20 protein-coding genes and 3 pseudogenes are annotated in these 25,222 nt (G+C 66.3%); 12 read left to right on the top strand and 11 right to left on the bottom strand.

Going from position 1 to position 25,222, the window contains the following annotated elements:
* The first annotated feature begins 12 nt into the window (after positions 1-12).
* Both araA and MUN23_RS20490 read left to right on the top strand, forming a co-directional pair.
* Positions 13-1,533: an L-arabinose isomerase gene (gene araA, locus MUN23_RS20495; protein WP_248760779.1), complete on the top strand. Its 1,521-nt coding sequence runs from the start codon at positions 13-15 to the stop codon at positions 1,531-1,533.
* Positions 1,530-2,431 (top strand): annotated as a pseudogene (locus MUN23_RS20490) (aldose 1-epimerase family protein). The gene araA and the pseudogene MUN23_RS20490 overlap by 4 nt, the downstream one beginning before the upstream one ends.
* A 132-nt stretch (positions 2,432-2,563) precedes the next feature.
* On the opposite strand, the gene MUN23_RS20485 reads toward MUN23_RS20490, so the two are convergent.
* The 5 genes from MUN23_RS20485 to MUN23_RS20465 all read right to left on the bottom strand — a co-directional run bounded on the left by MUN23_RS20485 (position 2,564) and on the right by MUN23_RS20465 (position 6,786).
* Positions 2,564-3,190: an RraA family protein gene (locus tag MUN23_RS20485; RefSeq protein WP_248760777.1), complete on the bottom strand. Its 627-nt coding sequence runs from the start codon at positions 3,188-3,190 to the stop codon at positions 2,564-2,566.
* Positions 3,187-3,597, bottom strand: coding sequence for a RidA family protein (locus MUN23_RS20480; RefSeq protein WP_305886572.1), 411 nt, complete (start codon positions 3,595-3,597; stop codon positions 3,187-3,189). Before MUN23_RS20480 ends, MUN23_RS20485 begins: the two co-directional genes overlap by 4 nt.
* Positions 3,594-4,946: an MFS transporter gene (locus tag MUN23_RS20475; protein WP_248760775.1), complete on the bottom strand. Its 1,353-nt coding sequence runs from the start codon at positions 4,944-4,946 to the stop codon at positions 3,594-3,596. Before MUN23_RS20475 ends, MUN23_RS20480 begins: the two co-directional genes overlap by 4 nt.
* Before the next feature lie 201 nt (positions 4,947-5,147).
* A complete protein-coding gene (locus MUN23_RS20470; protein WP_248760773.1) occupies positions 5,148-5,501 on the bottom strand; it encodes a hypothetical protein in 354 nt (117 codons plus the stop codon).
* Between the two features lie 100 nt (positions 5,502-5,601).
* On the bottom strand, positions 5,602-6,786 hold the full coding sequence (locus tag MUN23_RS20465; RefSeq protein WP_248760772.1) for a helix-turn-helix domain-containing protein: 1,185 nt from the start codon (positions 6,784-6,786) through the stop codon (positions 5,602-5,604).
* A gap of 160 nt (positions 6,787-6,946) precedes the next feature.
* Here MUN23_RS20465 and MUN23_RS20460 point away from each other — a divergent pair, with 160 nt between their 5' ends.
* The 8 genes from MUN23_RS20460 (at position 6,947) to MUN23_RS20425 (ending at position 18,229) form a co-directional block, all read left to right on the top strand.
* Positions 6,947-8,281, top strand: a complete 1,335-nt coding sequence (locus MUN23_RS20460; protein ID WP_248760770.1) for an MFS transporter — start codon at positions 6,947-6,949, stop codon at positions 8,279-8,281.
* Positions 8,278-9,897, top strand: coding sequence for a thiamine pyrophosphate-dependent enzyme (locus tag MUN23_RS20455; RefSeq protein ID WP_248760768.1), 1,620 nt, complete (start codon positions 8,278-8,280; stop codon positions 9,895-9,897). The genes MUN23_RS20460 and MUN23_RS20455 overlap by 4 nt, the downstream gene beginning before the upstream one ends.
* Positions 9,898-9,909: 12 nt before the next feature.
* A complete protein-coding gene (locus MUN23_RS20450) occupies positions 9,910-11,316 on the top strand; it encodes a gamma-aminobutyraldehyde dehydrogenase (protein ID WP_248760766.1) in 1,407 nt (468 codons plus the stop codon).
* A gap of 15 nt (positions 11,317-11,331) precedes the next feature.
* On the top strand, positions 11,332-13,101 hold the full coding sequence (locus MUN23_RS20445; protein ID WP_248760765.1) for an amidohydrolase: 1,770 nt from the start codon (positions 11,332-11,334) through the stop codon (positions 13,099-13,101).
* The gene (locus MUN23_RS20440) at positions 13,098-14,363 is read left to right on the top strand and encodes a M20 family metallo-hydrolase (RefSeq protein ID WP_248760764.1); all 1,266 of its coding nucleotides are present in this window, start codon (positions 13,098-13,100) and stop codon (positions 14,361-14,363) included. Before MUN23_RS20445 ends, MUN23_RS20440 begins: the two co-directional genes overlap by 4 nt.
* A 102-nt stretch (positions 14,364-14,465) precedes the next feature.
* Positions 14,466-14,837, top strand: coding sequence for a DUF5605 domain-containing protein (locus MUN23_RS20435; RefSeq protein ID WP_248760763.1), 372 nt, complete (start codon positions 14,466-14,468; stop codon positions 14,835-14,837).
* A gap of 72 nt (positions 14,838-14,909) precedes the next feature.
* Positions 14,910-16,355 carry a short-chain fatty acid transporter gene (locus MUN23_RS20430; RefSeq protein ID WP_248760762.1) on the top strand — a complete coding sequence of 482 codons (1,446 nt, stop codon included), beginning with the start codon at positions 14,910-14,912 and terminating at the stop codon, positions 16,353-16,355.
* A gap of 290 nt (positions 16,356-16,645) precedes the next feature.
* On the top strand, positions 16,646-18,229 hold the full coding sequence (locus tag MUN23_RS20425) for a DUF4389 domain-containing protein (RefSeq protein ID WP_248760761.1): 1,584 nt from the start codon (positions 16,646-16,648) through the stop codon (positions 18,227-18,229).
* Positions 18,230-18,287: 58 nt separating this feature from the next.
* On the opposite strand, the gene rsgA is transcribed toward MUN23_RS20425, so the two are convergent.
* Complete coding sequence (gene rsgA, locus MUN23_RS20420; RefSeq protein WP_371875946.1) at positions 18,288-19,478, bottom strand: ribosome small subunit-dependent GTPase A; 1,191 nt, start codon at positions 19,476-19,478, stop codon at positions 18,288-18,290.
* A 288-nt stretch (positions 19,479-19,766) separates the two neighbouring features.
* Entirely contained in the window at positions 19,767-20,306 is a 540-nt protein-coding gene (locus tag MUN23_RS20415) for a dihydrofolate reductase family protein (RefSeq protein WP_248760760.1), read from the bottom strand.
* A 176-nt stretch (positions 20,307-20,482) separates the two neighbouring features.
* Between MUN23_RS20415 and MUN23_RS20410 the strand changes: the two genes are divergently transcribed.
* Positions 20,483-20,767 (top strand): putative quinol monooxygenase, encoded by a 285-nt coding sequence (locus MUN23_RS20410; protein WP_256468659.1) that lies wholly within the window; start codon positions 20,483-20,485, stop codon positions 20,765-20,767.
* Positions 20,768-20,772: 5 nt separating this feature from the next.
* On the opposite strand, the gene MUN23_RS20405 is transcribed toward MUN23_RS20410, so the two are convergent.
* From MUN23_RS20405 to MUN23_RS20395, 3 genes and pseudogenes are all read right to left on the bottom strand, one after another.
* Positions 20,773-21,357, bottom strand: a complete 585-nt coding sequence (locus MUN23_RS20405) for a histidine phosphatase family protein (protein ID WP_248760757.1) — start codon at positions 21,355-21,357, stop codon at positions 20,773-20,775.
* Between the two features lie 63 nt (positions 21,358-21,420).
* Positions 21,421-21,714 carry a hypothetical protein gene (locus MUN23_RS20400; RefSeq protein ID WP_248764188.1) on the bottom strand — a complete coding sequence of 98 codons (294 nt, stop codon included), beginning with the start codon at positions 21,712-21,714 and terminating at the stop codon, positions 21,421-21,423.
* Positions 21,715-21,841: 127 nt separating this feature from the next.
* Positions 21,842-22,138: pseudogene (locus MUN23_RS20395) on the bottom strand (alpha/beta fold hydrolase); the annotation flags it as partial.
* A 452-nt stretch (positions 22,139-22,590) separates the two neighbouring features.
* Between MUN23_RS20395 and MUN23_RS20390 the strand changes: the two are divergent.
* Positions 22,591-23,527: pseudogene (locus MUN23_RS20390) on the top strand (5'-3' exonuclease H3TH domain-containing protein).
* A 65-nt stretch (positions 23,528-23,592) separates the two neighbouring features.
* Here MUN23_RS20390 and MUN23_RS20385 read toward each other — a convergent pair.
* A complete protein-coding gene (locus MUN23_RS20385) occupies positions 23,593-25,098 on the bottom strand; it encodes an HNH endonuclease signature motif containing protein (protein WP_248760755.1) in 1,506 nt (501 codons plus the stop codon).
* Positions 25,099-25,222 lie beyond the last annotated feature (124 nt).

The raw sequence follows: 25,222 nt of genomic DNA, 5'->3' as shown, positions 1-25,222 counted from the left end.
CAGGAGAAACCCATGAACAACGCCAACAGCACGTCCCTCGGCCACTACGAGGTCTGGTTCCTCACCGGCAGCCAGCACCTCTACGGCGAGGATGTCCTCAAGCAGGTCGCCGCCCAGTCACAGGAGATTGCCGCCGCGCTGAACGCCTCCTCCGACGTCCCGGTCAAGGTGGTCTGGAAGCCGGTCCTCACCGATTCGGACGCCATCCGCCGCACCGCGCTGGAAGCGAACTCGGACGATTCCGTGATCGGTGTGACGGCGTGGATGCACACCTTCAGCCCGGCCAAGATGTGGATCCAGGGCCTGGACCTGCTGCGCAAGCCGCTCCTGCACCTGCACACGCAGGCCAACGTGGAGCTGCCCTGGGCGGACATCGACTTCGACTTCATGAACCTCAACCAGGCAGCCCACGGCGACCGCGAGTTCGGCTACATCCAGTCCCGCCTGGGCATTCCGCGCAAGACCGTGGTGGGCCACGTGTCCAACCCGGAGGTCTCGCGGCAGGTGGGCGTGTGGCAGCGGGCTACGGCCGGTTGGGCCGCGGTCCGGACCCTGAAACTGACGCGCTTCGGTGACAACATGCGCAACGTGGCCGTCACCGAGGGGGACAAGACCGAAGCGGAACTGCGCTTCGGCGTCTCTGTGAACACGTGGTCCGTCAACGAGCTCGCCGACGCCGTGTACGGCGCCGCAGAGTCCGACGTCGACACCCTGGTTGCGGAGTACGAGCGCGTGTACGAGGTGGTCCCGGAGCTGAAGGCCGGGGGAGCGCGGCACGAGTCGCTGCGCTACAGCGCCCGAATTGAACTGGGGCTGCGCAGCATCCTTGAGTCCAACGGTTCCGCCGCGTTCACCACCTCCTTCGAAGACCTGGGCGAACTCCGCCAGCTGCCCGGCATGGCCGTCCAGCGGCTGATGGCCGACGGCTACGGCTTCGGCGCCGAAGGCGACTGGAAGACGGCCATCCTGGTCCGCGCCGCCAAGGTGATGGGCGCCGGCCTGCCCGGCGGAGCCTCTCTGATGGAGGACTACACCTACCATCTGGAGCCCGGCGCCGAGAAGATCCTGGGCGCGCACATGCTCGAAGTCTGCCCGTCGCTGACGGCCACAAAACCGCGCGTCGAGATCCACCCGCTCGGTATCGGCGGCAAGGAAGACCCGGTCCGGATGGTGTTCGACACCGATGCCGGCCCGGGTGTGGTGGTGGCGCTCTCGGACATGCGCGACCGCTTCCGGCTGGTGGCGAACGCCGTCGACGTCGTGGACCTCGACGAGCCGCTGCCCAACCTGCCGGTGGCCCGGGCGCTCTGGTCGCCCAAACCCGACTTCGCCACGTCGGCCGCCGCGTGGCTCACCGCCGGCGCTGCGCACCATACGGTACTGTCCACGCAGGTGGGGCTGGACGTTTTCGAGGACTTCGCCGAAATTGCCAAGACCGAACTCCTCACCATCGACGAAGGCACCACCATCAAGCAGTTCAAGAAGGAACTCAACTGGAACGCCGCCTACTACAGGCTGGCCGGCGGGCTGTGAACGGCGCCGAACTTGAGCTTGTTTCGGGGGACTACAGCGCCGCCGTCGTCCAGCGCGGCGGTGCCCCGAGGCGGCTGGCCTTCCAAGGCCGGGACCTGGTGGTGCCGTTCGACGCAGATGCGCCCATCCCGGACTACCGGGGGATCATCGCTGCGCCGTGGCCCAACCGGATCGCCGATGGCACCTACCGTTTTGCCGGCGTCGAGCACCAACTGCCCATCAACGAACCGGAGCGGGGCGCAGCACTGCACGGGCTCGCGTTCGACCGTTTGTGGACAGTTGAACGCAGCGGTGCCGACGCGGTGAGCCTGTCCTGTGAAATCCCCGCGGCCCCAGGGTATCCGTTCCACCTTCGGCTCCGCGTCGACTACGAGCTGGACGACGCCGGGCTGCACACCACTGTCACGGCAAGCAACGTCGGCGACGAGGCGGCCCCCTACGGTGTGTGCCCGCACCCGTATCTGCTGGCCGGACCCGCGCCGTTGGATGACTGGACCGTCCGGATCCCCGCGGAGTCTTTCCTCGAGGTCACGCCGGACCGGCTGCTGCCGGTCACGACCAGGACGGTGGCGGGCCACCAGTTCGACTTCCGGGTGCCGCGGGCAATCGGCGGCACGCAGATCGACCACGCCTTCACCGACCTTGAGTTCGACGACGGCGGCCGCGCCCAGCTGATCGCCAGAGACCCCGGCGGAACCGGGGTGGGCATGGCCTGGGACCGGACCTGCCCCTGGCTGCAGATCCATACCGCAGACAAACCCGCCCCCGCAGCGAACAGGCGGGCCTGGCGGTTGAGCCGATGACCTGTCCACCGGGCGCCTTCAACAGCGGCCAGGACCTGCTGCAGCTGGAACCGGGCAGCAGCCACCAGGCCCGCTGGAGCATCTTCGCCGCCTGATGCCGCGTGGTGGTGGCGTTGACACGCACAGAAGCGGCCGGCCCCGGCAGTTAGCCGGGGCCGGCCGCTTCAATGGACAAGCTGTCAGTGCACAATCAAGTCAGTGCACAATCAGGCCAGTGCATTCGCGGGTCAGTGCGCCAGCAGCGTCTCGAGCGGTTCTCCCGCCGCAATCCGTGCCAGCAGCTCCGGCTCGGCTGCGTCGGAGGCGAGCGCCTGCTCCAGGACAGCTGCTGCCTCCCGGGGGGACAACACAATTACGCCGTTATCGTCACCCAGCACCCAGTCGCCGGGGGCCACGTTCACACCCCCGCATGTCACGGGAACGTTGACCGCAGACCCCGTGCCGTGCAGGCGCTTGGTGGTGAGGCATGACGTGCCGCGGGCGAAGACCGGCAGGCCGGTGCTCCGCAGCTCCAGCAGGTCCGTTGCCACGCCGTCCACCACGATGCCGGCGGCGCCCTGGGCCTTGGCGGCTGCGGCCGTCACCGCGCCGACGGGGGCATGGCGGCGATCGCCGTCCATGTCCACCACCAGCACTGCGCCGGGGTACAGCTCCAGCAGCGCCCGGTTCATGGCGATCGCGTCATTGCCGACGATCCGGACGGTGACCGCAGGCCCGGCCACCTTCACGCCATCCAGCAGCGACTGGATGGCCGGGTCAACGAATCCGTCTTCGAGGAAATGCCCGATGGTGGGGTAGCTGACGGCCTCCAGGCCAGCCAGGACCTGCGTGCCTGCCAGGACCTTGCTGCTCACCGTCCCGCCTCAGCCAGGACCGCAACACATTCGATTTCCAGGGAGACTCCCCAGAGGCTGACACAGACGGACGTGCGTGCCGGCTTTGCGTCGCCGAAGAACTCCGCGTAGACGCGGTTGTACTCCTCCAGCTGCCCCGGGTCAGTGAGGTAGGTGTTGACTTTGACCACATGGGCCAGCCCGGATCCGGCGGCCTCCAGCACCGCGGTGAGGTTCCGGAGTGTCTGGCGGACCTGTTCCTCGAACGTTTCGGGCTGGTTGTCCAGTCCCGTGATGGCGGGGATCTGGCCGGCCGTGAATACGAACCCGTTGGCCACCACTGCCTGGGAGAAGGGGCCGACCGCGGCCGCCCCGCCGGGGATCTCAGCGATCCTCCGGATGGTCCCCGCAGTGGAGGCTGGCGTCACTTCGCCGCCGCCTCAACGGGGGACTCGTCGACGGCGTCGATGTTGCCGTAGCGGGTCTCCGTCAGGATCACGAGCGCCCCGAGCGAGACCAGGGAGGCTCCCATGATGTACCAGGCGATGGACGAGCTCTGGTGCGTGACGCCCAGGAGCCAGGTGGTGATGAACGGTGTCGCGGCGCTGCCCAGGAGTCCTGAGAGCATGTACGCCACGGACAGGCCGGAGTAGCGGACCTTTGAACCGAACAGCTCGGCCAGGAACGTGGCGATGGGGCCGTAGTTGGCGGCGAACGCGGTCATCATGGCCAGGTAGGCGATGAAGAGGAGCGCCACAGATTTCGTGTCCATCATCCAGAACATGGGGAAGGCCAGGGCTGCCTCGGCTGCGACGCCCGCGAAGATGATGGGTTTGCGGCCGTATTTGTCCGAGAGTCGTCCGAAGAACGGGATGAGGACGAAGCACAAGGCGCACGAGGCCAGGACCACCCACAGCATCAGGCTCTCGGAGTGGCCGAGTTCCTTCTTGCCGTAGGAGACACCGGAAGCAACCAGGAGCGTGAACGTACTGCCTGTTGAAAGGGTGGCAACGCCGCCCAGGATGACCTGCTTCCAGTACTTGGCCATCAGGGCCGCGAAGGGCAGCTTGGCTTTGGCGCCGGCATCCTTGACCGCCTGGAATGAGGGGGTCTCTTCAATGTGGAGCCGGATGTAGATGCCCACGGCCACCAGGAGCGCGGAGGCGAGGAACGGGATGCGCCAGCCCCAGCTGAGCAGTGCCTCAGTGCTGACGGTTGAGGCGACGATCAGGAACGCCACGTTGGCGATCAGTGTTCCGGCGGGCACGCCCACCTGGACCAGGGAACCGTAGAACCCGCGCTGTGAGGCAGGTGCGTGTTCCACTGTCATCAGCACGGCTCCGCCCCATTCGCCGCCCAGGGCCAGGCCCTGGATGACGCGGAGGAAGAGGAGGAGCAGCGGGGCCATGATGCCGATGCTGTTGTAGTCCGGCAGCAGGCCGATGGCAAACGTGGCGGCGCCCATGGTCAGGAGCGAGATCAGGAGCATGGACTTGCGTCCCAGCCTGTCCCCGAAGTGGCCGAAGATGATGGCACCCACCATGCGGGCGATGTAGGCCGAGGCGAACGTGCCGAATGCGAGCATGGTGCCCACCAGCGGGTCGAAGCTGGGGAAGAAGATTTTGTTGAAGACGAGCGCGGATGCTGTTCCGAAAACGAAGAGGTCGTACCACTCGACGGTGGTGCCGATCACGCTGGCGAGGGCGATTTTGCGCATTTTTGTGAGGTCCAGCCGTGCCGTAGCAGCGGCGGTGGTGGTATTTACCATGTTGGCCATCAGTTCTCCAGATGGGGTGCGGGGACGATTGTCCGGTGCAGGTAGTTACCAACTATTCTGTGTCGGCCATCACAGTTCAATGGCTAAAAATCCACCAGAAAACGCCGATAAATGTGAGTTCACACAAAACACCCCTCAGGGTATTAACGGGCCGCTACGCGCAGGCCACCACCGGTCGGGCGGCTGCGCCGGATCAGTGCGTCACACCTGGGCAGAAAGTTCGTGCCGGGTCAGGCTCAGGTACACCTTTCCGTCTTCGACCCGGTTGATGGCATCCGCAGCCGCATAGGAGTCGCTGGCCCAGAATCCGCGGGCATCGATTTTGATGTAGCCCGAATGGAACAACCGCCGGGCCATCAGCTCGGGTACTTTCGGTTCCCTGCCGAAGACAGCACTCAGCCCGAGGTTGATCAAATCCTGTTCGGAAGCCGTGGCGGCTTCTTCGAACACTTCTGCCTTAGTGTTGGGCGGAACGATGCGCTCAACGGCACCGATATCATCGCCCGACGCATCCACAACGCGCATTCCCTTGGACACGGATTCCAAGACGTCCACGATCGTCCTCCTCCACTCAACTTCATTACGGCACCGTTGCGGCCCACGGTCAAGGGGACGTGGCTTGGGCAGGCGCCGCGCATAGTGGCGCTCGCAGACGTTAGGCCCACGCCACTACCAGCCTGGCCACCTGGGCGGGAACGGCAAGGTCGATTCCGGTCAGCTCCTGGAACCGGTTAAGCCGGTTGAGGATGGTGTTCCGGTGGCAGAAGAGGACCTGGGCCGTGGTGGTGATGTTGCCTGTGGACAGGAAATGGCGCACCGTCTCCTCGAGGCGTTCGCGTTCTCCGCCGCGGCACGGTGAGAGTGCCGCGTCCAGGTCAGCCCACAGGTCCAGGCCGGCGTCCTGGAGCTGTTGTTTGGCCAGCCGGGCCCACGCCGCGGCGGCCGTCAGGGGTCCCCGGTCCGACGGGTGGAGCAGCAGGGCCAGCCGCTCGGCGGTCCGGGCGGCCGACGGGAGGCCGCGGAGCCCGGAGAAACTTTCCACATAGCCGCAGGGGATCCCGGCGATGCCGGCCGGGATAAACGGCCGCGCGGGATGCCGGCCGCCGGCCGTGGCCTTACCCAATTGCCAGAAGACATACGTGCTGCCGCCGAACTCGTGGACAAAAAGCCGCTGCGAGGACTGGGGCCCCTGGGCAAAGGCGCGGAGCTTGGTGGCTGCCTCCGCGCTAGCGGCCACAATCGAGTACCGGGCGTCGGGGTCGGTAACCAGGGCGGCGGACGCCTGGCTGATGGTGTCCGCCGAGAGCTCGGACTTGCTGAACAGCCGGGCGATGAATTCGCGCCGGATATTGGATTCCTCCTGGGCCATGCGGACCCGCTCGGCCGAATAGCTGGAGTGTGTGTGCGCGGCGAACTCGTCCACCACCCGCCACACCCGGTCCACCCGCGACGTGAGCAGCGGCGCGTCCTGCGGCTCGGAGATCTGCAGCAGGTCCTCCCACAGAATGCTGAAGTCAAGCCGGACGGCGGAGGTGAGGGCCTCGGGTGAGATTCCGGCGCGTGCCCTTTTCGCGCCCAGCTCCAACGAGAACCGCATCAGCGAGTCGTGATCGCCGTGGCGTCCGGACTGCTGCAGTTCCTTGTCGCGCAGCCCATCCACCAGGCGGTGGAACGTTTCGCGCGCGGTGTCCCGCAGTTCCGCCATGCCCACAGTGCTGCCGGCGTACTCGGGGATCTCGTGCACCCGCGCCAAAAACAGCTCTGCCAGTTCGTCGACGCGGCCGTGCAGCCGCTCCACCAGCTCGCCCCAACGGGCGCCATAATCCTGATCATTGTGCATTTCCACATTCTAGAACCAAGATCCCGTGGTGCATTGCTAGTTTTTTTGGACGAACCTACTGGAAGAATGGATTCACGCCCCAAGGTGAGCCGCATCATGCAACAAGCGGCAAGCAGGCTGGAGGCCCGCACCATCCGGTCAGTTTCTATCTGGAGTATTCATGGCAATCAACGACAGCACGGCGACGGGCGTGGACCAGCAGGTCCCGCGGATCGTGGATGAGAATGTCACCCGCAAGGTGGCCCTGGCAGCCCTGGTTGGCACAGCCCTTGAGTGGTACGACTTCTTCTTGTTCACCACCGCCGCGGCACTGGTGTTCAATGCCCAGTACTTCGTTTCCGATGACCCCTTTGTGGCCGCCATGAGCTCCTTCGCCACGCTCGCTGTAGGCTTCGTGGCACGCCCCATCGGCGGCTTCATTTTCGGCTCGCTCGGGGATAAGGTGGGCCGGAAAAAGATCCTCATGGTCACCATCGTGGGCATCGGCGTTGTGACCGGCCTGATCGGGCTCCTGCCGAACTACATGACCATCGGCGTCGCGGCTCCCATCATCCTGGTGGCGCTGCGCATCCTGCAGGGCCTGGCAGTAGGCGGCGAATGGAGCGGTGCGGTGATTATCGCCGTCGAAAACGCCCCCGTTGCCAAGCGTGCACGCTACGCGGCGCTGCCGCAGATCGGTTCCCCGATCGGCACCATCCTGTCCTCCGGCGGCTTCTTCGGCATGCTCTACCTCGTGGGCCAGACCAACTTCGACGCCTGGGGCTGGCGCATTCCGTTCGTCGCGGCCATCCCGCTGCTGGCCATCTCCATGTGGATCCGCAGCCGGCTCAGTGAATCCCCTGAATTCGAAGCCCTGATGGAAGCCGGCGAGACCGAACATGCGCCCATCCGTGGCGTCCTGAAGAACAGCTGGCGGCAGATCCTGGTGGGCATGTGCTCCGCGCTGCTGGGCATCGGCGGCTTCTACCTCATCACCAGCTTTGTGGTCTACTACGGCACCAAGGTCCTCAAGATGCCCTACGAAACCCTTTTGCTGGGCTCGCTCCTCGCCGCGGTCTTCGAGATCTTCGTCCTCATCTGGGCCGGACGCATGGGCGAGAAGTACGGGGCCAGCAAGGTAATCCTTTGGGACGGCGTGGCTTCCGCACTCGTGGCCGTCCCGGTCTTCCTGGCCATCAACACCGCGAACCCGGTGCTGGTCATCGGCGCCATGATCATCGGCGTGGCCACCCTGTCCATTCCCTACGCCGTCTCGGGCACAGCCCTAACGGCCCTGTTCGCCACCCGTGTCCGCTACACCGGCGTCGCCATCACGTCCAATAGCGCCGGCGTCATCTCCGGCTTCGTGCCGCTGATTGCCACGGCCCTCGTGGCTGCCAGTGGCAACTCATTCTGGCCAGGCGCCATCATCCTGCTGGTGGTTTCCATCATGACCGCGATGTCCGGCATCTTCCTGCCAGCCCTCAGTATCGAAGAAGAAGGTATGAAGCATTGAGTACAACAACCACTGCCGGGCACCTGATTGTCGCCCAGCTCGAACGTGCCGGCGTCCAGCGCGTTTACGGCGTCCCTGGCGAAAGCTTCCTGGATGTCCTGGACGGCCTGCACGGCTCCTCGATTGAAACCGTGGTGACCAGGCATGAAGGCGGCGCCGGGTTCATGGCACTCGCCGAGGGCCGGCTCACGGAGCTGCCCGGTGTGGCCATGGTGACGCGGGGCCCCGGTGCGGCCAACGCGTTCATCGCCATCCACACCGCCCACCAGGACGCCACCCCCATGATCCTGTTCGTGGGCCTCATCCCCGTGGCGGACCGCGGCCGCGAATCGTTCCAGGAATTCGACCTCAACGCCTGGTTCGGCAGCACCGCCAAGAAAGTGGTAACGCTCGACGACGCCGCTTCCGCCGCCCGTGTGGTGGACGACGCCATCTTCACCGCACTGAGCGGACGCCCCGGACCCGTGGTGATCGGACTCCCCGAAGACGTCCTGGTCCACGCCATTGAATCCGGGACCGTGGAACCGCGCAAGGCCTCCCGCCCGGCCCCGGCCGCCCCGGACCTGGCAGAGCTCGAAGCCCGGCTCGCCGGCGCTAGAAAGCCCCTAATCGTGGTGGGCGGCGAAGGCTGGACGCAGGAATCCGGCGAAGCGCTGGCCGGCTGGGCTGCCCGCCACGGCATCCCCGTCGTCGCGGATTTCCGCGCCTACGACGCCGTTCCGCACCGTTCCGACGCCTACGCCGGTTTCCTAGGCTACGGCCGCAGCGACGCCAATGCCGCACGGCTGGACGCGGCGGACCTGATCGTCTTCCTCGGCTGCGTCCGCGGCGACGTTCTCTCCGACGGTTACACGCGCGGCCTCGACGCCCACACCGTAGTGGTCAACGCAGACGCCGATCTCCTGGGCCACTTCGGCCGGATGGACCAGCACATCACCGCCGACGTCACGGCGTTCTCCACAGTGCTGGCCGGCTTGGAGTCCGCCGTGCGGCCGGCGGCCGGCTGGTTCGCCGACGCCCGTGCCGACTACCTCAAGTTCTCCTCCGCCCAGCCGGACGGCGGTACCGGCGTGGACCTCGGCGTCGTGATGGAAATCCTCAAGCAGGAAATGGCCGACGACGCCGTCGTGACGTTCGGCGCTGGCAACCACGCCCTGTGGCCGGCCCGCTACCTGCAGCACAACAGCGCCAACTCCCTGGCGGCGCCCCGGAACGGCGCCATGGGCATGGGCATCCCGGCAGCGGTGGCCGCCTCGCTGGCCTACCCGGGCCGGCAGGTCATTTCTGTGGCCGGTGATGGCTGCTTCATGATGAACGGCCAGGAAATCGCCACCGCCATGGGCCACGGCGCGACGTTCATCGTGCTGGTGGTGGACAACGGCATCTTCGCCACCATCCGCGAACACCAGGAAGCCCACTACCCGGGCCGCCCCTCCGGCACTCACATGACCAACCCCGACTTCGCCGCACTGGCCCGCTCCCACGGCGGCTACGGCGAGCGGATTGAAAAGGCGGAGGACTTCGCCGGTGCGTTCCGCCGCGCCGTCGAGTCCGGTCTGCCCGCCGTGCTGCACCTGCCGCAGGATCCCACCACCCGTTCCCCCAAGAGCAACTGACTGGAGCCCCACGTGATCACGCTTAAGAACATCATCAACGGCCAGGCCGTTGACGCCCCGGCCAGCCTGCCCTTCTTCGACCCGGCAACGGGACTCCAGATCGGCACCGCCCCGGACAGCGATACGGCCGCCGTCGACCTCGCCTTCCAGGCCGCGCAGCAGGCATTCAAGAGCTACAAGCGCACGACGCCGGGCGAACGCCAGGCCATGCTGCTCAAGCTCGCGGACCTCATCGAAGCCAACGTGGACCGCCTGCTGGAGGCCGAAGTGGCGTGCACCGGAAAGCCCCGTGCCGCGACCCGCGAGCTTGAGATCCTGCGGAGCGCCGACCAGCTGCGCTTCTTCGCCGGTGCCTGCCGGGTGGTATCCGGCACGGCGTCCACGGAGTACGTCGAGGGCTTCACTTCCTCCATCCGGCGGGAACCGCTGGGCGTGGTCGCACAGATCACCCCGTGGAACTACCCCTTCATGATGGCCATCTGGAAGATCGGCCCGGCCCTCGCCGCCGGCAACACCCTGGTCCTCAAACCGGCAGACACCACGCCGTGGTCCACCGTGGTGCTGGGCGAGCTGGCCCAGGAAGTGTTCCCGGCCGGCGTCGTGAACGTTGTCTGCGGCGGCCGCGACGCCGGTGCCGCCATGGTTGAGCACGAGATCCCGGAGATGGTCTCCATCACCGGATCCACCCGCGCCGGGGCACAGGTGATGTCCGCCGCGGCCAAAACGCTCAAGGACGTCCACCTCGAGCTCGGCGGCAAGGCACCCGCGATCGTCTTCGCGGACGTGGATATTGCCCGGACCGCACAGGAAATCGCGCTGAGCGCCTTCTTCAACGCCGGCCAGGACTGCACAGCAGTCACCCGCGTGCTGGTGGAACAGTCCATCCACGCCGAGTTCGCCGCCGCCCTCGGAGCCGCGGCGGCCGCACTCACCGTGGGCGGCGACGACGCGGACCTCGGCCCGCTGAACAGCGCCGCGCAGCTTGAACGGGTGGAGGGCTTTATGACCCGGCTGCCGGCCAACGCCACGGTCCTCTCCGGCGGGAAGCGCACCGGCGCCGGCTACTACTTCGAGCCCACAGTGATCGACGGCGTCTTCCAGAGCGACGAAGTGGTGTGCGACGAGATCTTCGGTCCCGTGCTCACCGTGCAGCCCTTCACCACGGAGGAACAGGCCATCGAGCTCGCCAACGGCACCAAGTACGCGCTGGCCTCCAGCGTCTGGTCCGAGAACCATGGCGTGGTCACCCGGGTGTCCATGGAACTGGATTTCGGCGCCGTCTGGATCAACTGCCACCAGGTGATCCCGGCCGAGGCACCGCACGGCGGCTTCAAGCACTCAGGTACTGGCAAGGACCTCTCCGTCTTCGGCCTGGAGGACTACACCCGCATCAAGTCCGTGACCACCTCACACCGGTAGGCCAGGAATCCGATCATGAAACTCGACCTCCTGCTGCGCAACGCGGACATCATCACCATGGACGCGGACCGTCCGCGCGCCACCGCGCTGGGTGTGTGGCAGGGACGCATCGTGGGCTTCGACGGGGACCTTGACGGGCTGGCCGCGTCCGAGGTCCGGGACCTGGACGGTGCCACGGTGACGCCGGGCTTCATCGACGCCCACTGCCACACCGCCTGGTTCGGCCTGGGCCTCGCGGAACTCGACGTGTCCGGTGCCCGGGGGCTGGACCAGCTGTATGCGCTGTTGGAGGCGGAAACAGCCGTGGATCCCGGAGCGGCCGGGTCAGCAGCGGCCGGGTCAGCAGCGGCCGGGTCCGGCGAGGGCGGTGGCTGGCTCATGGCCAACGGCTTCAGCCAGCACCACCACGGCGGGGCTTTCCCGGACATAGCGGTGCTGGACCGGATCACGGGCGGCCGTCCGCTGTTCATCCGGCACAACTCCGGGCATATGGCGGTGGTGAACAACGCCGCTTTGCGGCTGGCAGGTGCGCAATCGCCGTCGTTCCCGGATCCCGACGGCGGCGTGATAGTCCGCGACGCCGGCGGCAGGCCCACGGGCCTCCTCCAGGAAACGGCGCAGCAGCTTATCCAGGAGCTCATCCTGCCGTACTCCCTCGATGCCCTGGAAGATGCCCTGGACCGCGCCACGCGGCACTATGCGTCGGAGGGCATCACCAGTTTTACGGAAGCGGGCATCGGCGGCGGCTGGATCGGCCACAGCCCCATAGAACTCTCGGCATACCAGCGCGCGCTCGCCAACGGCAGGCTCCATGCCCGGGCGCAGGTCATGCCAGTGCTGGACATCCTCCATGGCCTGGACGGGTTCGGGACAGGTTTGGACACTGTTGGCCTGGACCTGGGCATGGCGAGCGGTTTCGGCAACGACTTCCTCGCGCTCGGCCCCGCCAAGGTGTTCCTGGACGGCTCGCTGCTGGGGGAGACCGCGGCCGTCACCGAGGACTTCTGCAGCCACGGCCAGCGCGACAACACCGGCAACCGGGGTTACTTCCAGGCCGATCCGGACCAGCTCAGGGACAGGATTGAGGCCGCCTACGCTGCGGGCTGGGCCATCGCCGCGCATGCCATCGGCGACCGGGCGGTGGACCTTGCCATCGGCATCCTGGCGGACTGCACCGCAAAATACGGGCGCCGGGCGCTGCCGAACCGGATTGAACACGCCTCCATGGTCAGGCCCGAACAGCTGGCAGCCCTGGCAGCGGCGGGCATCGCGGTGACCCCGCAGGCAAGTTTCTTCCGGGACGGCGGCGACGGCATGACGGAGTCGCTCGGCACGGCCAGGCTGGGCTGGGCCTACCGGGCGGCGACGTTCCTGGCGGCCGGCGTAACGCTGGCCGGCAGTTCGGACCGGCCCGTGGCCGACGGCAGCGTGCTCAAGGGGATGCAGGCTTTTGTGGACCGCCGGATGGCTTCCGGCGGTGTATTCGGCAACCCGGACGAACGGCTGACCCCGTTTCAGGCGCTAGCGGCCTATACCACCGGAGCCGCCGCGGCCGCGGGCACCTCCCATATCAAGGGCGCACTGACCCCCGGCAAACTGGCGGACTTCACCATCCTGTCCGGATCGCCCCTGACCACTGTCAACATTGCGGACCTCCGGGTCCTGGCCACCGCCGTCGGCGGCTCCTTCACTTACCAGGCGGATGCACCGCCCGCCGGGCCAACGCTTCAACAACCACTGACCACCACCGCTCCGATCACCACCGTTCATAGGGGAACACCATGACAACAGCACCCACCTTCACCGCCCCCGACGCCGCCTTCGTTGAAGACTTCCGCGTTATGAGCCAGTTCGGCGCCACGGAAAACGGCGGTGTGGACCGCCAGGCGGCCACCGCCGCGGACGGCGAGCAGCGCCGCTGGCTGACGGGCCTGCTGGAGGCCCGCGGATTCACCGTGAAGTTTGACCGCGCCGGCAACCAGTGGGGCCTCTTCGAGGCCGTCCCGGGAGCGCCGTTTGTAGTAGTTGGCTCGCACATGGATTCACAGCCGACGGCGGGCCGCTACGACGGTGCTTTCGGTGTCCTGGCGGCTGCGCACGCAGCGTTCCGGCTGGTGGAGAAATGGGCCGCCGGCGGCGCCGATTCCGGGAAGCCGAAGTTCAACATCGCCGTGGTGAACTGGTTCAACGAGGAAGGTTCCCGCTTCAAGCCGTCCATGATGGGCTCCTCCGTCTACACCGGGAAGCTCGCCCTTGAAACCGCCCTCAACACCACGGACACCCAGGGGATCAGTGTCCGCGAGGCGCTGGACGGGGTTGGCTGCCGGGGGGACTACGACGGCCCCACGGCCGCATACTGTGCCGAAATCCACATCGAGCAGGGCCGCAGCATGGAACGCGATGGCATCATCATCGGCCTGGTGCAGTCCAGCTGGGCGGCCAACAAGTACGAGTTTGTGGTCCACGGCGAGCAGGCCCACACGGGTTCCACCGTGATCGCGGACCGGAAGGACGCCCTCCTGGGCGCCGCCATGCTCGTGGTGGCAGCCCGCGAATTGGCCGACAAGTTCCCCGGCGTGCTGCACACCTCCGTGGGTGAGCTGACCGTGTACCCCAACTCTCCGGTGGTGGTCCCGTCCCGGGTCAACCTCCTGCTGGACCTGCGCAGCGCGGACGAGTCCGTCCTGGCCGAAGCCGATGCGCTGCTTCACGAACGCATCCCGGCGATTGAACGCGCCGCCAACATCAGCGTGGAGCGGAACCACTCACACTCGTGGCCGGTCACCCCGTACCAGACCGAAGGCGTGGAGCTCGCAGCGAAGGTGGCCGCGGACCTGGGACTGTCCAGCAAGCAGGTTATGACCCTCGCCGGGCACGATTCGATCAACATGAAGGACCTGGTCCCCACCGTCATGCTGTTCGTCCCGAGCGTGGACGGAATCTCCCATAACGAACACGAATACACCACCGACGAGGATATCGTGGCCGGTCTCGCCATGCTGACCGAAGTGGTCAATCGTCTTTGCAACGGGGTTCTGGAGGACTAGGGGAGCGGATCTCGGCGAAGGGGATGTCCTGATACCCCGGCCGCGTTGATTCGTGCTGCGCGTGGCGTCCCGGCATGGCTGGGCGAGCTGCATATTGTTCGAATGGTGGAACGAACCTGGATGGGATTTAGGAAGAAGCGGTCACCTCACGTCGTGTGGTCAGCATGGGAGGCTGCGGATGAGGCCAGAGACGCCGGCCTAGCGGCAGCGCTGGCCTCCGAGCTGCTGGAGCTGACACCGAAGTCCGATTACAGCTGGTTTCAAGCCGGTCTGCTGTCCAAGGCCGTTGGCAACTGGCCGGAAAGCTGGAGCGCAACAAACGGGCGGTGGAACTCTTCACTCAGAAAGATGCTGGACATCATCGACACCTGGAACATGACCATTGATACCCTGCCCGGCACGGTGACGGGGCGGTTCCGCGTGGAGCTTCCGGGCCGCCAGTTCATCGCCGTCAGGATCCGCGCGGTCAGCTAACCGGGGTTCCCAAAGGAACGGAACTAGACTCCCTCGGGTACGTAATTGCACTCAATGGAGAGGTAGTCCACTGTGGCTGACACAGTCCTGACCAAGACCGGAACCGAAGAACGCGGGCTCGCCAGAGTAGCCCAACGGATGGCGGCCTGGACCGAGAAATGGTTCCCGGATGCCTACATCTTTGCCCTGGCCGGTGTGGTCATCATCGCCGCCGCCGCCTTGGCGATCGGTGCTTCACCGCAGGCGATCGCCGACTCTTTCGGCAACGGCTTCTGGGATCTGACGGCGTTCACGCTGCAGATGGCCATGGTGGTCCTGACCGGTTACGTGGTGGCCACGTCGCCGCCGGTGGCGAAGCTCATCAACCGGCTGGCGCTGATTCCTGCCACGGCACGCACGGCGGTCAGTTTCGTGGCGTTGATGTCGATGTCCGTGTCCTTCCTGAACTGGGGTCTGAGCCTCATCTTCGGTGGCCTGTTGGCCCGGGCCATTGCGCGGCGCAAGGACCTCACGGTGGATTACCGTGCGCTGGGCGCGGCGGCGTTTATGGGCCTCGGAGCTGTCTGGGCGCTGGGGCTGTCCTCGTCCGCGGCCCAACTGCAGGCCACCGCTGCCTCGCTGCCGCCTGCCCTGCTGAAAATCACCGGCATCCTGGACTTCGGGACCACGATTTTCACCTGGCAGTCACTGCTCACCCTGGCCATCCTGATGGCCCTCACCACTGTGATCGCACATTTCTCCGCGCCCCAGGGCGGCGCGATCCGCACAGCTGAGGATCTCGGCGTCGACCTCGACGACGAACCCAGCGAATCGGCGCCCCGTTCACGCCCGGGCGAGTGGCTCGAATACAGCATGATCCTGCCGATCCTTGCGGGCATCCTGACCCTGGGCTGGTTGGTCTCCCAGTTCCTGACGAAGCCGTTCCTGACCGTGGTCAGCAGCCTCAACGGCTACCTGCTGGTCTTCTTGATCCTGGGCCTGGTGCTGCACGGGACACCACGGAAATTCCTGCAGGCCGTTACCAAGGCTGTTCCGGCAACCGCCGGGATCCTGGTCCAGTTCCCGCTGTACGCGGCCATGGCGGCGATCCTGACCAAAGCCACCGGCCACGGCGGGATGACCATTTCCGCGCATCTGGCAGAGTTCTTCTCGGACATCGGCGGTGGCGGCGCGTTCGCTGTGGTCATTGCGCTTTACACCGCCGTGCTGGGCCTGCTGGTCCCGTCCGGCGGCGGTAAGTGGCTTGTGGAGGCGCCCTATGTGATGCAGTCCGCGACCGATGTGCAGATGAACCTCGGCTGGACCGTGCAGATCTACAACATCGCCGAGGCCCTGCCCAACCTGATCAACCCGTTCTTTATGCTTCCGCTGCTCGCGGTGCTGCGGCTCCGGGCACGGGACCTCGTGGGCTTCACCTTCCTGCAGTTCCTGTTCCACCTGCCGGTGGTCCTGCTGCTGGTCTGGCTGCTCGGGATGACATTCCAGTTCGTGCCGCCGGTGATGCCCGCAGGGCAATAGCGGGGCCATAACCCCCAATCAGGCTGTGGAACCTAGATGGCCGTCGCCTGCAGGCGTAGTCTGTTTTCACCGGCAGCAGCCCGGTCCACCGGCCCGCGTGGATGCCCTTCCATCGGAAGGCGGTTTTCAGAAAACGAGCCCGCTAGGCCACACGGGGCTGCCCATGTTCCAGTAGGCGCTGTTTTTGGAATCCCGGCAACAGCGGTGCTCTCAGGCCGGACTCTGGCGGGACTGCGGCGGGGCGGGCTGGCGCCGAAATAACCGGAAAACGACGACGAGGGAGGACTCCCATGCGTGCTCGTTCCATCACAATGCTCATTCTCGGCATTTTGCTATCGATGCTGGGCGGTGGGCTGCTCGTCGGGGGAATTGGCGCTTCGTGGGTCAACTCGCTCCAGAACGACGGCGGCTACCTCACCTCTCCGAGGGAACGCTTTGCCGTCGATTCCACAGCCATCGTTTCCGCCAGGGCGGACAGCATGCGAGGGGACTCCTACCCCGGACCCCTGCCCTTCGACGTGGGCAGCTTCCGGATAGGGGCTGAGTCTGCCAATACAGGCAAAGACATTTTTGTCGGCATAGCGCCCCGGGCGGACGTTGACCGCTACGTCGCCGGATCCAACTACTCCGAATTGCGGGATGTGGAGTTCCGGCCGTTCAGCGCCGAGTACCGCGAGGTGCAGGGCACAACCCAACTGCCGGCCCCCGCCGACCAGGACTTCTGGGCGGCGTCCACAGCGGGCAGCGGCCAACGGACCCTGGACTGGAAAATCGAGGCCGGGGACTGGTCTGTGGTGGTTATGAACGCCGATGCCAGCGCCGGAGTGTCGGCGGATCTGCAGGCGGGTTTCCGGTCCGAGCTGTTCGGCCCGATTGCCGCCGGCCTGCTCACGGCGGGCGTCATCCTGCTGGTTCTCGGCGTGCCACTACTGATCTTTGGCGCCCAGGGGCTGGGCAGGCACACACCGTCACCCACCGCTGCGGTGCCGGCCGCGTCTCCCGGCGCCGCAACGCCGTCCGCCTACCAGGGCCCCGCCGGCCAGGCTCCAAACGTCCAGTCCCCAAGCGTCCAGCCTGCCGCCGGGCTGCCGCCGTACCCGGCGCGACTTCGCGGTGAACTCGACCCGGTGCTCTCCAGATGGATGTGGCTGGCGAAGTGGTTCCTGGCCATCCCGCACTTTTTTGTGCTGTTCTTCCTGTGGTTCGCGTTCGTGGTGGTCACCATCATTGCCGGGTTCGCCATCCTTTTTACGGGCCACTATCCACATTCCCTGTTCAACTTCAACGTGGGAGTGCTGCGTTGGGGCTGGCGGGTGGCCTTCTACACCTACGGGGCGCTTGGCACGGACAGGTATCCGCCCTTCACCCTTGCCAGGACGGACTACCCTGCTGATTTCGACGTGGATTACCCGGAACGGCTGTCCCGTGGGCTTGTGCTGGTCAAGTGGTGGCTCCTTGCCCTACCGCACTTCGTGATCATTGCTGCGCTGACCGGCACCAGCACCGTCCGTTGGACCGACCCCCAGACCCCAGGGATCAGGTACGAGACCGGGACGGGATTTTCGCTGTTCGGCTTCTTGGTCCTTGTTGCGGCGGTAATACTGCTGTTCAGCGGCCGCTACCAACGCCCGCTGTTCGACCTTCTCATGGGCTTCAACCGCTGGATCTACCGCGTCATCACCTACGCAGCCTTGATGCGCGATGAATATCCGCCCTTCCGCCTGGACCAGGGCCCATCAGAACTCCAGGCGTGGCAGCCAGGCACCGGCGAAGGCGCCAGGCTGCCTGCCTCGGCCCCGCCGGCCGGCCCGCCGCCGGATGGACCCCCGCCGCCGTCGGATCCTACAGTGCGCGATGAGGGTCCACTACCCTGATCGTTAAGCGGGGACCACCACCGGAACGGTGGATCAGCCGTAAGTGCGAACGCCCGGCTCAGCGCCGCTTACGTTTGGACCGTTGCTCCTCCCGCCGCTCGGAACTGTCACGCTCTGCGGAACGCTGCGATTTCGCTGCCACCACCACCTTCTGGTGCCACTCGCGCTGGTAGGCCCGGCGGGCGGCGGCATCGGTGCGGCGGGCCAGGGCGGCGAGTTCGCGCTGGAGTTTTCCATAGCTGAGCCAGCGGCGCCCATCGAGTGTCCCGTCCGCCAAAGCCGCCTGCACGGCGCAGCCGGGCTCCTGCTGGTGGGCGCAGTCAGCGAACCGGCAGCGGCTGGCCAGTTCCTCCACGTCCCCGAACATCTCACCAAGGCCTTCGCCGGCGTCGAACAATCCGAATCCCCGGACGCCCGGCGTGTCCATGAGAACGGCGCCGTTCGCCAGCGGCACGAGTTCCCGGGACGTGGTGGTGTGCTTGCCTTTGAAGTCACCGGACCGGACCTCACCGGTGTGCTGGACCTCGCGACCCGCCAGCGCGTTGATGAGCGTGGACTTGCCGGCGCCCGACGGGCCGAGGAGGACCAGCGTGCCGTGCGGCGGCAGGTGCTCCAGCAGCGCATCGATCCCGTCGCCGTTCTCGGCTGACGTGGTGACCACGTCCACGCCCGCCGCCTGCAGGATGACCTTCCCGACGACGTCGTCCGCTATGTCCGCAAGGTCGGCTTTGGTGATGATCACCAGCGGAACCGCGCCGGAATCCCAGGCTGCAACGAGCGTGCGCTCGAGGCGGTTGTGCGTGAGCGGCCGGTCCACCGGGACCACCACGCCCACCACCTCCATGTTCGCGGCCAGCACCTGCGCCTCCGAGGAATCTTCAAAGGCGCGCTTCCGGCTGAGCTCAGACCGGCGCGGGAGGATCCCGGTGATCTGGCGGCCGCCCGCGCGGTTGGGCCCGATCCAGACCCAGTCGCCGGTGACCGGAACGCCGGCGTCGAGCGGGTACGGCAGGTGGAGAAGTTCGCCGCCGACGGCTGTGAGCACGAGGTTGCGGTCCAGGCGCACCACCCGTCCGCGCTCGCTGTTTTGGTTCGCTGGGTGGCGGGTCCGGTGTTGGGGTTGGTGGGCGTCAAAATAATCGGCGACGGCGGGGGAGTAGCCGTACGTTGTGGGCCCTTCGGGCCCGGGGGTTGAGTCGGAGGGTGAGGGGGAGTAGCTGTCCAGGCTGGTGCCTGAGGAATTGTTCAAGGTGAGTCCTCGGGTGAGGTCTCCAGACTCCGGAATCAGCGCAGCCCTGCGGCTATGAGGCCTGTCCGTTGGTGTGTTGGGCGCTTACGCCGTGCGAATGCTGGAGACGGTGGTGATTGGATTGATGCGTGCGGGGCGCTCTGGGCGCGGGACTGTATCAGTCATCAAAACCACCTCCGTTTCTCTCCAGATGTCCGGATGCTGTCACGGACTCTCGGCTCCGAGTGTAGCTGGCCGGGGTTGGGTTGAATAGGGCAGCTTCCGTTCGTCCGGCCGCGCCGGTTCCCGTTAGCCTGTGGGGCCGGTCAGTTGGTAGTCCAGCAGGACGATACCGGACGGAAAGGAGCGGCACTCGCGGAGGGCAAGCTTTTTCCATTCGCTGATCCTGCCGAAGAAGAGCACCCCGCCGCCGAGGATGACCGGCACGACGGCGACGCCCAGTTCGTCCAGCAGGCCCAACTCGATGAATTCAGTGAGGAGCTGACCGCCGCCGAACACGCAAATGTCCTTCTCCTCAGGGATGGCGGACTTGATCCGGGCGACAAGTTCGCCCAAATCGCCGGAGTACAGGTGCGTGTTCCGTCCCACGGCCAGAGTTTCGTCGTGGGTGACAACATAAGTGGGAATCGCGGAGCCCCGGCCGCCCATTGCCGCCATTTCCCGGTACGTATTGGCACCCATGACATAGGCTCCGGTTCTGCGCTCAGTTGCCTCGAATCCGTAATCCTCATTCTTGGCCATGGCATCGTTCAGCCATGACAGGTCCCCGCTCTCTGAACGGATGTAGCCATCGAGGCTGACCGCCATGCCGCCAAAAACGGTGCCCATAAACCTGACGCTATCCAGCCCTGATTCGACGGTCAAGACCACCTTTGAGCCCGCCGAATACGCTGGCTGACGCACTTCCAGTGGCGGTTCAGCGGCCTGCACGGAAAGCATAGAGTTGGACCAGCCCCATACTCTCCAGAGCGAGGAATGCCGTTGTTTCAGAGACGTACTTCCAGGTGGTGGTCCGCTACCAGGTGAGACCCGAAGAGACCGAAACGGTCCTGGGCCTGCTGGGCGAGATGGCCGCAGCCACGCGTACGGAGGAGGCCAACATTTCCTACGAGTTCTTCCAAGGCGTGGAGGACCCCGCGCAGATCGTCATCCTGGAGCGCTACACGGATGCCGCGGGTTTTGCCGCCCACCGCGAATATGAGCACATCGAGCGGATCGGGGCTGCACAGATCATTCCGCGGCTGGAGCGCAGGACCATCCAAACGTTCGAGGTTACGGCGGACGCCTAGGTTTATCAGCCCTGGGCTGCAGCCACTACGCGCTCGCCGTTGAAGTATTCGAGGTGCCAGCCCTCGGTGGCATGGTAGTGGGCCAGGTTCAGCACCGCGTTGTCGATCCTGTGCAATGTGCGGCCGATGGCGCGGTTAAGGCTCACCCGGAGGAGTGTGCCGTGGGCGACCACAAGGACGCGGCGGGCCGGGAATTCTTCGGCCAGCGCTTCCAGTGCACCCAACCCGCGCGCGGCCGCGTCTTCCTCGCTTTCGGCGCCGCGGTAACCACCGGGTATGCGCAGGGCCTCCAGCTCGGGGCCGGCCTGCAACCCCTCTGCCGGTCCGAAGCTGCGTTCGGCGAGCGCCGGAATGTGCCGCGTAACGCTCAGCCCCAGCCCGTCGGCAATCACGCTGGCGGTTTCCGCGGCACGGCTAAGCGGCGAGGACACGATCGCATCCCACTCGTAGCCTGACAGGACGTCGACGGCGTCGCGCGCCTGGCCGCGGCCGACGTCGTTCAGCGGAATGTCGGTGGCTCCCTGGAGCCGACGCTGCGCATTCCAGTCTGTCTGGCCATGGCGGATCAGGGCGAAGGTCGTAAGGGTCATGCTGTCTATTCTGCCCTGACGGCCGGCACGGTCCGGGCGGCCGCGGGGATCAAGGCAACCTTTCTAAGCCCAAGGGTCCGGTCCGGCGTTGCGGTCGATGAAGTCCAGGACAGCCGGATGGGCGGGATCAATGAGATGCCCGCCCGGGACCAGAACCGTATGCGTAAAGGGCAACGCACCCGACAACCTTGCGTTCACGGACCGGCAGGCCTCGGGGGAGTCCTCGGCGGAGACGATCAGGGCGGGCCGGCGGATCCCGGCGAGTTGCTCCTCGTTCAGGTCCAAAGCATCGTCGCTGAGATCCAGGCCGTGGCCGTTGATTTCGGCCAGGACAGCGTGGCTCGTGCCGGCAAACATCTGTATGAGCCCGGGGGGGAAACGACTCCCATGTCGCCTCCCCAAGGGCTTCCCGGATTACAACCTCGGCGGCGAGCCCGGGCTGACCGTTCGTGCGCTTGAGCACCTGGCGGCGCAGGCGGCGGGCCCAGGCGTCCGCATCCGGAGCGATGGTGAACAAGGCCGGTTCCAGGAGGACCAGGGCTTTGACTTTGTCCGGGAAACGGCGGGCAAGTTCGACGGCGATCAGGCCGCCTGTGCTGCGGCCGATCACGATTGCCGGCCCGGCACGGCGCGCCGCCAGGACTGCCGCTGCGTCGTCGACATGATCCACCAGGTCCAAGGTCGCGAACGGCCGCTGCGGGGCACTGCGGTGGAAACCCCTGCGGTCGTAGATGATGCAGCGGCCATGCCGGGCGAGATCGGTTGCGGCGTCCGCCCACATCACAGCCGAACTGGGTGTTCCGTGCACGCCTAGTATTGGTGTCCCTTGGCCGCTCTCTTCGTAGTAGAGATCAACACCGTTGACGCTGAGGTGGGGCATGTCGTCAGCCTGGAGTTCGCGCGCCCATCGCAGGACACCACCCGGGCTCAGGGGCCCGGCCAGTGCTCTCTGTCGAATCCATAGGGGTTGGGAGCAGCTTTCCGGTCAGCCGGTGCGGCAGGGTCGTTCCGTTCGTCGTCGTGATGACGTGGCGCCGCGTGCGGGTCCGAAGCCTGCTTCAAGGGCACGCGGGGTGCGGTCTTTACGGGTGCATCTTCGGCCAAGGGGAAACCTCACAAACACAGAAGGTTGGCCCGCTGCTTGAACCGATAGAGGCATCCTAACCCCAAGGGAGCGTTCTGTCGCCCGTAAATGCTCGTAGCCCGGCAGCTGCTTCCGTGTCAGGATCAGGTATGCCACACCGCCTGATGCTGCTCGATACTGCGTCACTGTACTTTCGCGCCTTCTATGGCTTGCCGGACACGATCCGCCGTGCTGACGGAACCCCGGTGAACGCGGTTCGCGGCCTCCTGGACATGATCGCCCGCCTCACCACGGATTACGGGGCAACGCATCTGATTGCCTGCTGGGACGACGACTGGCGTCCGCAGTGGCGCGTGGACCTCATCCCGAGCTACAAATCGCACCGGGTCGCCGAACTTGTATCGGATGCCCCCGACGTCGAGGTCGTCCCGGACGCGCTCGAGGCGCAGCTTCCGATGATCCGCCGCGTGCTCGAACTCGCCGGCATCGCCATAGTGGGGGGCCGCGGAACACGAGGCCGATGACGTCGTCGGGACCTATGCCAGCCACGCGGGCCTCCCCGTGGATGTGGTCACCGGCGACCGTGATCTTTTCCAGACCGTCAACGATGACCGTCAGGTCCGGGTGATCTACACCGGGCGGGGCATGAGGAACCTCGAAGTCGTGACAGACGCCGTCGTCGTCGGGAAGTACCGCGTGCTGCCCGAACAGTATGCCGACTACGCGACCCTTCGCGGCGACGCCTCCGACGGGCTGCCAGGCGTTGCCGGCATCGGCGAGAAGACCGCCGCGTCGCTCCTGGGCGAGTACGGCACACTGGAGAACCTGCTCGCTGCAGCCGCCGACGGGGGAGGCGGGGTATCCGCGTCCGTGCGCTCAAAGCTCGCCGCGGCCGCGGAATACCTGACGGTCGCGCCAACGGTGGTGAAAATTGTGCGCAACCTCAAGCTCCCCACCCTCGAGGAGGCCGGTGCGCAGCTTCACCCCGTCGACGCGGAATCGCGCGCCGAACTGGAGCGTCTCGCCGTCGAATGGAACCTTGGAGGCTCGGTTAAACGGCTGCTCGACGCGCTTGACCGGCAGTAGCAGTGATTGCTGCATACGCCGACTGGAACGTCCGGTCCCGACGCCGCTGCCGAGCCCCGGAGGAGCTAGACCATCTGAGGGACGCCCCACTCCGGCCATGGCTCGTCGACCGGTGCCTGTTGCCAGCTCCACTCCGGCAAGGGATCTACCGGGCGCAGCTCCTTAGTCGGCTCGCCGGGCAAGATGTCATCGGGCATGGTCGGGCCCAGTTGCGGGTGTATCAGCAGGGTCATGATGTCGGGTGGCCAATCGGGTGGTTCCCAGCCCTGTTGTTCGCTGGCGTACTGACGGCCTGTCGGTGAAATCCAGCCGGGTGGCTTGTCGGTGGTCGCCCCAGTGGGTGTCCAGCCGCTGGTGTGTTTCAGCCTGTGGTGCTTGGGGCATGGCTGCCCCAGGTTAATGATGCCGGTGGTGCCGCCGTCGGCCCAGGAGAGAAGGTGGTCGGCTTCGTTGTCCAGGGACTGGTTGGTGCAGCCGGGGAACGGGCATTTGCCGTCCCGCAGGCGGAGCCATTGCCGCATGCTGACGGGGATGCGGTAGCTGGTGCGCCCGATCTCCAGCGGCGCCCCGTCGCGGGGGTCGGTAAGGACCCGGTGGAACGACGAGGAACTTTCGGCCATGAGCCGGCTGGCCATCGACGTCGGGATCGGCCCATATCCGTCGAGCATGGCGGGTTCGTCGGTGAGGCCCATCAGGGCGAACACCGGCACGGTCACGAGCACCTGCGCCGACGGTGACGGCACGTGCTCCGCAGTGCCGCCAAGGAGCCACTTGGCGGCCATGTCGGCGCGGATTTGGCTCAGGTTCCGGCGCTCATGGGGTCCTTGGAGGGCGCGGGCCGCCGTGGTGGTGCGGTCCCAGATCCCGGCCGCCTGGTCCGCGGGGAGGTACGCGCTCAGCCAGGCCATGCCGTCCCGGTCCGGGGCGAACTCCAGCCGGCGGTCCAGGGCGCTTTTGGTGTGGCGTTCTTCGATGCTGTCCGGATGGTGGCGTTCACGCCAGGTCCGGGCTTTGTGCCGGAACCTGGACGGCACGAGTTCCCCTGCGGGGCAGCCCTGTGCGGGGTTGGGTGCGTCGGGGTCCAGAAAATGGGCTTCCAACGCGGCGGCGCCGGCGGGGTCCAAGTTCGCGGTTTCGTCGACCATGGCCCGGGCGTGCTGCCACGAAATGCTCCCGTCCTGCAGGGCGGCCAGCGTCAGCGGAAGCGTGGTTGACAGTTCGTGAGCCTCGGACAGAAGCGCACCGGCGGTCCGTTCGCTGACCGTCAGGACGCACGCGACCTCGGAGACCACGGCCATGTCCTGCGCGATGAGGCCCTGTGGCAGCGCGTTCGGGGAGGCCATCGCCCGCGTAGTGTCAGCGAACCCGGCGGCGGCGTGGACCACCAGGGCAGCCGTAGCAGCTTGCAGCCGGGCAGCCTCCGCGAGGGTGTCCAGCCAGCCGTCAGACTGATGCCGCAGCGGATCCGGTTCCCCTTGACCCGCAGGATCTGCGCCAGGGATCACCAGGGCAAGCGCAGCGACAGAAGCCTTGATGGCCTCCAACGCCTCCACCGCGGTTGTCCTTGTCATACTCACATCATCTTGCGAGGCACTGACATTTTAAGGTCCCCCTAGCCAGTGACGAGAAATACTTTGGGAAAGTTTTTCGCGTGGGGCCTCAAATGTCCGTTCGCGGAGGGGGGTGGGGAGTGGC

It is taken from the genome of Pseudarthrobacter sp. SSS035 (genome assembly GCF_023273875.1).
Classification (GTDB): domain Bacteria; phylum Actinomycetota; class Actinomycetes; order Actinomycetales; family Micrococcaceae; genus Arthrobacter.
This window is presented reverse-complemented; position numbering and strand designations above follow the sequence as displayed.